This is a genomic window from Gemmiger sp. An194 (genome assembly GCF_002160145.1).
In the GTDB taxonomy this organism is placed as follows: Bacteria; Bacillota; Clostridia; order Oscillospirales; family Ruminococcaceae; genus Allofournierella.
On sequence record NZ_NFKA01000034.1, the window covers coordinates 1 to 9,634 of the forward strand.

The window sequence follows — 9,634 nt, forward strand, 5'->3', positions numbered from 1 at the left end:
TGCAGAAGAACCGGGTACAGATAAAGTATAACACCCCTATAATGAACATGCTATTACTTTTTCATCTGCTGGTTAATGAAGTCCGTTAAATTGGACTTTGGAATCATGTACTCTCGTCCGATCTTGAAGCTTTGAATCTGCCCGGTTTTGAGCAGGTCATAAATGGCCCCTTTGTTCTTGGGAAAAATCTGCTGCAAATCTTTGGTGGTCAGAATCTCGGGATAGCTTTCAAACATATATAAAACACTCCTTAAAACGCCTGTGCTAAATCGGTTTGTTCAGATGAAATGAGACGGGGTTCCCTATTATGTGGGTTCTTGAATGGGAGAGGATAACGAGCAGGATCAAGGACTATGAAGCCGTTTAAATATTCTTCCATTGTGTATTCATGGACGCTGCCATCTTTATGATAATCTCTGACGGTCTGGATTCTGCGTAATAATGCGTTCCAAGTTTCTTTGTCACTCGATTGAACATTTGGGTATTGCTCATATAATGGGATATTGCTTATAATGTACACAGTGGTAAAACAAGCCACCTTGTTTGCATAGCGGCATCGTAATTCCAAAGGATAGCCGTCCAAAATATTGAGCATTTCAGAAATCTTTAATTGACTTCGGAACTCGTCCAGCACAAGAACCTCTTGACCTGCATAGGAATCAAAGGGGTGTTCATAGTCAGTCACCCGGTATACAGCTTCATATCCGTTTTCTTCCATGACGGTTCGTGTTTTTCCTGTGCCGGTGGCCCCTGATATATATACAACCTTCATTGTGCGGAAGGTGTTCTTATATTGCTCCTGTCGAATTGTTGCACGAGCACGGTCTATATCGGTTAAGCGGGTCATAAATATGGGGCAGCGTTCCAGAATCTCATAGTTGGAAAGACCGTCTTTCACATAGTCGTAGAGCAGCGCCAAGTCACTTCGTTCCCCCTGTCTTTCTTTTGGCATCTCACCCCACTCAAAAAAGGTATCAGGAATAGAAGTGTCTTTCTTTGGATCATTTTCCCACTTTCCTTCTTTTTTAATGTAATCACGATTCTCTTGGGATGTGCCAATAGTGCGCTCAATATGAGCAGAAGGGAAACGCTTTTTCAGGGTGCTAAAACGAATCGGAACATCCGAGGCTAAATAGATGTGAACATGCTTCGTTTTTGTTTCCAGCCCGATCTCATAAGCAAAGCAGAAATACAGAAGTGAATTGAAAGTAAAAACTTTCTGTTTAATGATTTCGGGAGTCATGCTATACTGGTCAGGGTTGTTGATGGTCAACTGCCACTTTCGGCCCTGTTCATTTTTGTTATTTGCCATACCTGTTTAAAGTCCCCCTTGTGGGTGGTTCTGGGTTGTTTGGTTGTTGCTGGTTAAATGGGAACTAGCAGTAGTTTTGCTACTGCTACATAAGTCACCAAGGGTAATACTAGCCTTGGCGACCCTGGGCGCTTCGCACCCAGGCACCGGGGGCTTTTGCCGGCCTTTTGGCTTCGCCACCGGCCAGCAAGCCCCCGGTGATGACGGATCAGTTCAAAGCCTCTTGAATGGCCCGCTCCATCTTGGCCATATCCTGAATGGGTAGAGTGTGAATCCGCATGCGGGAATCGGGCGAACCGTTCACCAGCACATGGCCCATGCCGGGATAAGGGCAGGCCCCCAGTTTTGATTTATCCAGTGAAAACATGTCGCAGGTCTCCTTGGAAAGTTCGCCCAGCAGCATAACCAATCCCAAGTTGTCACGGGCACCGGCTGTCCATGTGCTGGCATCTGCACGCTGTACTCCGGCCAAAGAGTACATATTTTGCGAGCGAGACAACATATAAATGGTGCTCAACCGGGAACGGAATAGATCAGCGTTTTTCTTGTCCAGATATGTAACAAGAGCGGCCAGTTCGTCAATGTAAAGCAGCCACGGCGTTTTGGGGATGGTTCGCACGGCCTGCCGGTCAACCATCTCTTTCAAGAACATCTCCAAACCCTCGGAGCAGCGATCCATGGAATAATACCGTTTGCCCTCGCTAAAGCCGAACTCGCCTTTGAAGTCAAGCAGGGTCAGTTTTGCATCCGGGTAGGCTTGCAGAAAATTGTAAATCCAGCTGCGGGCAGCGTAGGACTTGCCGGAGCCGGTGCGCCCTGCGATCAAGCAGTGAGGGTACATCGTGGGGTAATGATAAACAGTGTTCCCTCGTCCGTTCAGGCCCATTGTTGAAGTTGTAGCGATGGCAATTTTATTTTTTGTGTTCATAGCCATAAATCGGCATCCTCCTGTGAGATCAGGTTACATTGGCGAAGGGGAGCAAAATTCCTGTCGGTGATTTTTAATACAATCTGAGGTAAAACCGCACCGTCCAGTATGTCGACCGACTTAACGGTAAAACGGGCGGAACCATCGGCTAAAAGAATGTTTTTCAAGGAGCAATAATTCAAGAGCGCTTCATTGATCGGCTCACGCAGGCTTTCCCACAGCAGATAGAACGATTGTGAGTTGAAAGACTGCAAGCCGATAGTCAGCGTGTGGACAAGGCCCGCTTGGGTTTGCTCGCTCTCGATGTGGCGGGCCAGATAGGCCAGAGACGCCACCAGCGGCACAGCCTGAATCCCCAGTATGTCCCGCTGCTGTTTGCAAAAAAGCCATTGCACAAACTCGGCTGCTTCCCGCTGGCTCTGCTGAAAGGCGGCTATCTGCTCAACCTGCTGCCGCTGTGTGACCTGCCTGCTTTTGTCCACGATAGCCCATACAGCGAGCGCAAGGCAGACCACTGGTGGCAACCACAAGCGGGCGGTGAAGAACAGAGCGGCAAGCACAATCAGGGTTGTTGCGGCGACGACACAGCAAAGACGAACCCGGCCTAAAGTGGACGCATCATGCCACCTCATTTTGATGGTGGAAATGAGCCGGGCCATCACAAGTATTCATCCATTTCCGTGATCTGGACAGCCTCGGCAATGGCCGAAAACCCGCTGTTGATGCTGCCTTTCTCTGTGCGGAAAGCGTAAGGTTTCGCCACGAGCTTTTCAAAGGTGGCTGAATATCCCTTGCCCTCTTCGATAGACTTGTAGGCGGTCGAGCTAGGAACTTTAACAGTTAAATTCGCATAGCCGCGAGTAGGGATTACGATTGAAACGGCCGCACCAGCCGGATTTTTTCGTTCGGTATCATCATAGTTAAAATACGGTTTCACGCCCTGAACTGGCAGCGGCTTATCAGTGCGGAGGATTTCGGCAGCGGTAAAAATGTAGTTGTTGAAGGACATAGTGTGTGACCTCATTTCAAAATTTTGATAAAGCGTGGATGATCGGACGGGCAGGTAATCATGTTTTCATGGGGGGTCATCTCCTTTCGGTGTGCTTTTATTCTACTCTTTTCGAAAGCCAACAAACATTGAGAAATTCAAAAATAAACCCGCACTTTTTCGGGAAAAATTAGTGGTAAAAATTGGTTATTTGATTGATTTCTGTTTGTTGATCTGTAAATATTCTAGCACTAGAAGGTGATATTAATATTTGAGGAAAGCAACATAGAACAACAATAAAATTCAGTAAAACCGGAGGTTTAATCTATGAAAGGGAATGTTTCTTGGAATCATCCACAGAAAATTGAGTATGGGGCAAATGATGTTACATGGAAAGTGACAGCATTAAGCAGCCCGAAAGAATATGAAACCTATGTATCACGCCTGCGGTGGATCTGTTATGCTACGGTGATGGAGCAGTGTCAGGCAGTAATATTACATACTACCATATTAGATCGTCTCATCTCGGCCTATAGAATTGGATTACCTCAGTATAAAAAAGCCGGTGGTAAGGCACCAAGCAAGTTGGATATTGATAAAGAGCTATTGAATGGTGTGTATGACAAACGAGGGATTACCACCAATAAAATGGATGCTATTTTTTCTAAAGTTCATAAGGCAGCAGAAAAACTTGAACAAGATGCAATAACATTGTCACAGGAACTTTTCAGAGAAATGGGAAAATATAACCCCGCAAAGTGGGCACGAGAAGATTACAAGGAACCAGAGTTTACAACAGTTAAATGGAATGATTTACTGGAAGTTGTGGCAATCGAAGAGGTTCTGTTTGCGTACATTCCAGGCTATATGGAACTTAACCGAAACAATCGGGCGAATTTAGAAAAATATAAAGGCATCATCTACACATATCTAAGACCATTCACCGCAGATAGTAAAATGTCTCTGAAAAACATAAGAGAGAAACGATATGACAAAATAAAGAAAGAAATCCAAGGATTTATAAAACCTTCTTTCATCAAAGCGTTAGAGGCCATAACTCAGAATAGCAGCATAGGGAAACAAATCTTTGACGGCCAAATGGATAAGACAATCTCTATAAAAAATATCTCTGCGCTGATTGCAGTTTATGGGCAATCAACAGATGAACAGAAGATAAGCTGGATGGGCTTGCATGCTTTGCCTGTATTTTTGGTACATGCCAGCCAAGAAGCATTTGAAGAAGTGTTCCCTCGCTTGCAAGTGTATAAGGAAGATGACTTGACCCCATTCATTAACAGCCGATATTACAGTAAGCTGCTTATGCCTCATAGGGAACTATGGGAAAGAAGATTGCTGGAATACGCATATACTTCTTATATTGGAAATAAGGAACCCCGCAATCATGTAGTTATGGGTGAAATGATTTTTGGTGCTTTGCTGGGAAATGAGCTGGGAAAATCTAAGCGCATGAAAGCAAAGATAAGGAAAGCCAAAAAAGAACAGGAACCATTAGAGCAAGAGAACGAGGATGAAGCAGAACGGGTTCGTGAATATCTGCTTCCTGAACTATACGAAGAATACCCAGAGCTTAAAGAATACCTTTATGAATTGGTAGACGGAGATGTTGAGTTAACGCAGATGCTGAATCTATAAAAAAAGATGCTTCGGTAGCACCAGGAAAAGGGCTGTCGAAGCATCTTTTTTATTAATGTATAAATGGGTAATAAATGGTATTGTCTCGTTGGTTTTATTATGGTAAAATGAGGCCGGTGAATACCAGCGAACATAAGGAGAGATTGGAATATGAAACGAAAGATCGGATTGGCTTTAGCTGTGATTCTGGTGGGAGTATTTGTGGTGGTTTATGCTCAGGCAAAAGGAGAAAAGGTGGAGCCTGCCTCTACTCCTGTTTCTTCTTCTATCTCTGCATCTTCTGCCCCGGTAGCAACAGAAGAACCGGCAGCAAGCACGGAACCTACTGCCGGTGATGGTGTTGAAGATGAGCCTGTTGAACAGGTAACTGAAGAGGGTCCCACCAACGAAGGAGCTACATACGAATCCGATGCAGAACAACAGACATCGTATTCCGCAGAGAAGGAACGTCTAACTCAAAAACTCATGGATTTAGGTATGACTCGCGAAGAAGCTGAGCAGGCTATGTCAGAGTCTGCAGAGCGTGGTCAACAGGCCCAAGATCAACAGAATCAAACCATCCAAGAGCGCCAGGAGGAAGAGGCTGCCCGCATGGAACAGGAAAAACAGCAGGCTGATAAGGAATATGATGAGTTCTGTATGGAACATTATGGAACTACTGGTGATCATTGGGATAGTATGACATTTGAGGAAAAGGGTGCTTGGATGGAATCTCACCCCATGAATTAATAATCAGGAGGCTAGTATGCTAAAACGACTTATTTCAAGCTTGCTTGGGCTTGTTATGGTCATGACAGTTTTTGCAGTCCCTATCTTTGCAGATTTTCAGCTGTCTGACTCTGAAATGGCATACACCCAAGCAAGTTCAGATACTGTAACTAACGCCTGGCGCTATCGGTCAGGAGGATTTGGTTATCTGTTCAACTGCGTTGGGCGTTTACATATATAAGTTGTTAAAATAGTTGAAGATGTTTCATAAAATCTTCACTGTCACTGTCATAATCAAAATACCCATATTGGGGATAATCAATCACTATAATGATGTTTCCATCTGTGTGCTGTTCGGCCTGCAATAATGCCTTGTGAGAAGCAATTATAAAGTATTGCTCAAAGGTGTGAGGGTCTGGATGGTAGGCTGCATGAAGTGTGCGGGAATCATCCCTTACCAGCTCGAAGAGAAGCTGCTTGTTTGCTTGCCGGTCAGAACCTCGGCGAGAGCGGAACCGATGGTATATAGAATTGGTGGACGGTGAAAACATAAATCCTCCTGAATAATAGAAAACCCACAAAAGAATATTGGATCACCGTTTGTGAACCAATATTTTTTGCGGGTGAAAGTGTACCTGTTCTTCTGCAAACTGCCGCTGATGTTCTACCCTGACTTCTACCATTCTTCTAAAAACAAGGGTAGAATCACATGAAATCCTATGATAACAGCCGGGCTTTCCTGATAATGGATAATCTTTGTAAAACGGCTTCACAAGCGGGTTTAGGCGGTATTAGACCTAGCTAAACAAGTATGGATGAATGTTGCCTTGATGCCTTTCAGGTTCTAGTGGTAGCGATACCGTGGGGGTTCAAGTCCCTTCATCCGCACCAAAAATCCCGAATGTGAAAGCATTCGGGATTTTTTCTTTTCAGTGATGAAAGACCCGGTTGTCTGACCGGGTCTTTTTCTGTTGTTTCGCAGGCAGGGCGGGAAAAACCCAAAGGGGATTGTGTCGTTTGCCGGAATGGATTATGATAGAGGAAATGCGTACAAAACAGGGCAGCAAAGGCGAAAAAACTTTCTGCCCAAAACAGGAGGGAACGAACCGTGGAACGGAACAAGCTGCTGGAGCCTGCTTTGCCTGCCCGGCTGGAGCTGGCGGAGCGGCCGGAGGAGCTGGTGGATATGGCGCTGGTCCGGGGCGATGCGCTCACCGGCTGGCAGATCGTGAGGGCAGACCTGACCGGCATGGATATGAACGAGCTGGAGGTGCAGGGCTGCTTGTTTCAGGGCTGCCGGTTTACCGGGGCCAACTGGCACGGGGCCCGGTTTGCGGATGTGGTGTTCCGGAATTGCGAGTGCTCGGCGCTGCAGGCGGAGGATGCGGATTTCTGCCGCTGCCGGTTTGAAAACACCAAAGCCATGGGGGCCAGCTTCGCAGGCAGCCGCCTGGCTCATGTCCGGCTGGAGAACAGCAATTTCCGGCAGGCCAACCTGACCGGCGCACTGCTCCAGCAGGTTTTGTGGAAGCAGACCGATCTGAGCGAGGCTTTTCTGGCCCAGTGCAAACACAAGAGCCTCGCATTCCGGGAGTGTACCCTGATGAGCACCAGCTTTTTCGGCACCCTTCTGAACGGGCTGGACTTCACCGACAGCCGTATGGAGGGCATCGTGGTCAGTGATACCGGCAAGGAGCTGCGGGGTGCGATTGTGAATGTGAGTCAAGCGGCGGACCTGGCCCGGGTGCTGGGTCTCGTTATCCGTTGAACAGGAAAAAGAGGAGGAAATACAAATGGCAAAGCAGGTGGATCTGCTGCGGGGCAGCATCCTGAAAAGCCTCACCGCGCTGGCACTGCCCATCATGGGCTCCCAGCTGGTGCAGATGGCGTACAATTTGGTGGATATGATCTGGATCGGTCGGGTAGGTGCGGGGGCAGTGGCCGCCGTGGGCGCGGCCGGTATGTTTATGTGGCTGTCAAACGGGCTTGCGATTCTGGGCAAGACCGGCGGTCAGGTGCTGGTGGCTCAGCGCCTGGGCGCGGGCGACAAGCCGGCAGCTGCCCGCTATGCAGCCGCAGCCATTCAGCTGGCAACGGTGATCTCGCTGCTGTATACCCTGCTGATGGTGGCGGGGGCAGGGCCGCTGATTGGCTTCTTCAAGCTGAACAGCCCCCAGGTGGCGGCTCAGGCCCGGGTGTATCTGATCATCGTGGGCCTCGGTATGTTCTTTTCCTTTTTGAATCAGGTGCTTATCGCCGTGGTCAACGCCACCGGCAACAGCCATACCCCCTTCCTGGCCATGTGCTGCGGCCTGGGACTGAATTTTGTGCTGGACCCGGTGCTCATCTTTGGCGTGGGGCCTGTACCCCGTATGGAGGTGGCGGGCGCCGCGCTGGCCACCGTGCTGGCGCAGGTGGTGGTGTTCGTGCTGCTGGTGGCCTACGCCCGGCAGGACCGCTGCCTGTTTGACCAGATGCAGCTGACCCAGCGCACCACCCCGGCGGAGCTGGCTGCGCTGGTGCGCATCAGCGGCCCGGCGGCGGTGATGAACGTGGTGTTCCCGCTGATCTCCATGTACATCGCCCGCATGGTGGCCGCCTTTGGCGACAATGCGGTGGCGGTTCAGAAGGTGGGCAGTCAGATCGAGTCCCTCAGCTGGATGACGGCGGATGGCTTTGCGGCTGCAGTAAACAGCTTCATGGGGCAGAACTACGGCGCGGGAAACCTGAAGCGGGCAAAGAAGGGCTTTGCTGCTGCCTTTGCCATGATGAGTCTGTGGGGCGTGTTCTGCAGCTGCCTGCTTATCTTCGCGGCCGGACCGATCTTCGGCTTTTTCATCCCGGAGCAGGAGGTGCTGCCCCTGGGCGTGGACTATCTGGTGATCCTGGGCTTTTCCGAGCTGTTCATGTGCTGGGAGATCCTGGTGGAGGGAGCCTACGCGGGTCTCGGCCACACTGCGCCGCCCAGCATCCTGAGCATGGTGCTGACCATGGCCCGCATCCCGATGGCAATGGTCCTGACCAGCACCGCCCTGGGCCTGAACGGCATCTGGTGGAGCATCTCCATCTCCACCATCTTCAAGGGTGTGATTCTGGTCGTTATGTTCGCGGTGTTCTGGCGCGGGCTGCAGAGGCGGCTGGAACGCGCGTAAGGGCAAAAATTAAGTGGAACGGAGCAGGCTTCCGGCAAGGTGTTCTTCGTCTTTGCCGGAAGCCTGTTCAGACCATAAAACAGGTGCAAAAAATACCCCGTCAAAAAAATTGAAAAAAATTCAAAAAACCTGTTGACAATATGGTGAAGGGATGGTATTATATTTGAGCAGCGTCTCCCAGGGAAGAACGACTAAGCGCCCGTAGCTCAGGTGGATAGAGCAACTGCCTTCTAAGCAGTGGGCCGGGGGTTCGAGTCCCTCCGGGCGCACCAAACATGTGGTGGCTATGGCGCAGTTGGCTAGCGCGCCAGATTGTGGCTCTGGAGGCCGTGGGTTCGAATCCCACTAGCCACCCCACTAAAAAAGCGAATTCGAAAGAGTTCGCTTTTTTCTATATCATCCCGCCGTTTTCGCGCGGCGTTTTTGCTGGGTTGTCGCCAAGCGGTAAGGCACGGGACTTTGACTCCCGCATGCGTGGGTTCGAATCCCGCCAACCCAACCAAAACCGGCAGGTACCATCGGGTGCCTGCCGGTTTTTTGATTTGCATCCCCCAGCGAAAAATGCCGCCCAAAAGAAAAAATAAAAAAATGAAAAAAGTGGTGGTTTAGGGGTTGCATTTTCTGTAAGGCTATGGTATTATATCTGAGCAGTAATTTGCGGCTTTAGCTCATCTGGTAGAGCGCCACCTTGCCAAGGTGGAGGTAGCGAGTTCGAGCCTCGTAAGCCGCTCCATTTTTTTGGTGCTGTGGCCAAGTGGTAAGGCAAAGGTCTGCAAAACCTTCATTCACCAGTTCAAATCTGGTCAGCACCTCCACATGGAAAGATGGCTGAGCTGGTCTAAGGCGCACGACTGGAAATCGTGTGTGGGCCATAAACCCACCGAGGGTTCGAA

11 protein-coding genes and 5 tRNA genes are annotated in these 9,634 nt (G+C 49.2%); 10 read left to right on the forward strand and 6 right to left on the reverse strand.

What is annotated here, in order from left to right:
* Window positions 1-53: 53 nt before the first annotated feature.
* The 5 genes from B5F28_RS14005 to B5F28_RS14025 all read right to left on the reverse strand — a co-directional run bounded on the left by B5F28_RS14005 (window position 54) and on the right by B5F28_RS14025 (window position 3,249).
* Window positions 54-236, reverse strand: coding sequence for a helix-turn-helix domain-containing protein (locus B5F28_RS14005; protein ID WP_087293701.1), 183 nt, complete (start codon window positions 234-236; stop codon window positions 54-56).
* Window positions 237-250: 14 nt separating this feature from the next.
* Entirely contained in the window at window positions 251-1,312 is a 1,062-nt protein-coding gene (locus B5F28_RS14010) for a replication protein (protein WP_087296456.1), read from the reverse strand.
* A gap of 208 nt (window positions 1,313-1,520) precedes the next feature.
* The gene (locus B5F28_RS14015; protein WP_087296457.1) at window positions 1,521-2,246 is read right to left on the reverse strand and encodes an FtsK/SpoIIIE domain-containing protein; all 726 of its coding nucleotides are present in this window, start codon (window positions 2,244-2,246) and stop codon (window positions 1,521-1,523) included.
* The gene (locus B5F28_RS14020) at window positions 2,237-2,899 is read right to left on the reverse strand and encodes a hypothetical protein (protein ID WP_087296458.1); all 663 of its coding nucleotides are present in this window, start codon (window positions 2,897-2,899) and stop codon (window positions 2,237-2,239) included. The genes B5F28_RS14015 and B5F28_RS14020 overlap by 10 nt, the downstream gene beginning before the upstream one ends.
* Window positions 2,899-3,249 carry a hypothetical protein gene (locus tag B5F28_RS14025; protein WP_087296459.1) on the reverse strand — a complete coding sequence of 117 codons (351 nt, stop codon included), beginning with the start codon at window positions 3,247-3,249 and terminating at the stop codon, window positions 2,899-2,901. Before B5F28_RS14025 ends, B5F28_RS14020 begins: the two co-directional genes overlap by 1 nt.
* Before the next feature lie 306 nt (window positions 3,250-3,555).
* On the opposite strand from B5F28_RS14025, the gene B5F28_RS14030 reads away from it, so the two are divergent.
* From B5F28_RS14030 to B5F28_RS14595, 3 genes are all read left to right on the forward strand, one after another.
* The gene (locus B5F28_RS14030) at window positions 3,556-4,881 is read left to right on the forward strand and encodes a hypothetical protein (protein ID WP_143424763.1); all 1,326 of its coding nucleotides are present in this window, start codon (window positions 3,556-3,558) and stop codon (window positions 4,879-4,881) included.
* Window positions 4,882-5,031: 150 nt separating this feature from the next.
* On the forward strand, window positions 5,032-5,610 hold the full coding sequence (locus B5F28_RS14035) for a hypothetical protein (protein ID WP_087296461.1): 579 nt from the start codon (window positions 5,032-5,034) through the stop codon (window positions 5,608-5,610).
* 16 nt (window positions 5,611-5,626) lie between these two features.
* A complete protein-coding gene (locus tag B5F28_RS14595) occupies window positions 5,627-5,830 on the forward strand; it encodes a hypothetical protein (protein WP_143424764.1) in 204 nt (67 codons plus the stop codon).
* Window positions 5,831-5,834: 4 nt separating this feature from the next.
* Here the strand turns inward: B5F28_RS14595 and B5F28_RS14040 are convergent, their stop codons facing one another.
* Window positions 5,835-6,140, reverse strand: coding sequence for a hypothetical protein (locus B5F28_RS14040; RefSeq protein ID WP_087296462.1), 306 nt, complete (start codon window positions 6,138-6,140; stop codon window positions 5,835-5,837).
* Between the two features lie 557 nt (window positions 6,141-6,697).
* On the opposite strand from B5F28_RS14040, the gene B5F28_RS14045 reads away from it, so the two are divergent.
* From B5F28_RS14045 to B5F28_RS14075, 7 genes are all read left to right on the forward strand, one after another.
* Window positions 6,698-7,357 (forward strand): pentapeptide repeat-containing protein, encoded by a 660-nt coding sequence (locus tag B5F28_RS14045; protein ID WP_087296463.1) that lies wholly within the window; start codon window positions 6,698-6,700, stop codon window positions 7,355-7,357.
* 25 nt (window positions 7,358-7,382) lie between these two features.
* Window positions 7,383-8,741, forward strand: coding sequence for an MATE family efflux transporter (locus B5F28_RS14050; RefSeq protein WP_087296464.1), 1,359 nt, complete (start codon window positions 7,383-7,385; stop codon window positions 8,739-8,741).
* Window positions 8,742-8,936: 195 nt separating this feature from the next.
* A tRNA-Arg gene (locus B5F28_RS14055) sits at window positions 8,937-9,013 on the forward strand.
* A gap of 8 nt (window positions 9,014-9,021) precedes the next feature.
* Window positions 9,022-9,098, forward strand: a tRNA-His gene (locus B5F28_RS14060).
* A 70-nt stretch (window positions 9,099-9,168) separates the two neighbouring features.
* Window positions 9,169-9,243, forward strand: a tRNA-Gln gene (locus tag B5F28_RS14065).
* Window positions 9,244-9,398: 155 nt separating this feature from the next.
* Window positions 9,399-9,474, forward strand: a tRNA-Gly gene (locus B5F28_RS14070).
* A gap of 7 nt (window positions 9,475-9,481) precedes the next feature.
* Window positions 9,482-9,556 (forward strand) — tRNA-Cys (locus B5F28_RS14075).
* Window positions 9,557-9,634: the final 78 nt, after the last annotated feature.

What these genes read in the sequence shown, in the direction of transcription:
- B5F28_RS14040 (WP_087296462.1), bottom strand. Translation starts at nt 6,140, where the DNA reads ATGTTTTCACCGTCCACCAATTCTATATACCATCGGTTCCGCTCTCGC.
- B5F28_RS14020 (WP_087296458.1), bottom strand. Translation starts at nt 2,899, where the DNA reads ATGGCCCGGCTCATTTCCACCATCAAAATGAGGTGGCATGATGCGTCC.
- B5F28_RS14030 (WP_143424763.1), top strand. Translation starts at nt 3,556, where the DNA reads ATGAAAGGGAATGTTTCTTGGAATCATCCACAGAAAATTGAGTATGGG.
- B5F28_RS14595 (WP_143424764.1), top strand. Translation starts at nt 5,627, where the DNA reads ATGCTAAAACGACTTATTTCAAGCTTGCTTGGGCTTGTTATGGTCATG.
- B5F28_RS14015 (WP_087296457.1), bottom strand. Translation starts at nt 2,246, where the DNA reads ATGGCTATGAACACAAAAAATAAAATTGCCATCGCTACAACTTCAACA.
- B5F28_RS14025 (WP_087296459.1), bottom strand. Translation starts at nt 3,249, where the DNA reads ATGTCCTTCAACAACTACATTTTTACCGCTGCCGAAATCCTCCGCACT.
- B5F28_RS14050 (WP_087296464.1), top strand. Translation starts at nt 7,383, where the DNA reads ATGGCAAAGCAGGTGGATCTGCTGCGGGGCAGCATCCTGAAAAGCCTC.
- B5F28_RS14010 (WP_087296456.1), bottom strand. Translation starts at nt 1,312, where the DNA reads ATGGCAAATAACAAAAATGAACAGGGCCGAAAGTGGCAGTTGACCATC.
- B5F28_RS14005 (WP_087293701.1), bottom strand. Translation starts at nt 236, where the DNA reads ATGTTTGAAAGCTATCCCGAGATTCTGACCACCAAAGATTTGCAGCAG.
- B5F28_RS14035 (WP_087296461.1), top strand. Translation starts at nt 5,032, where the DNA reads ATGAAACGAAAGATCGGATTGGCTTTAGCTGTGATTCTGGTGGGAGTA.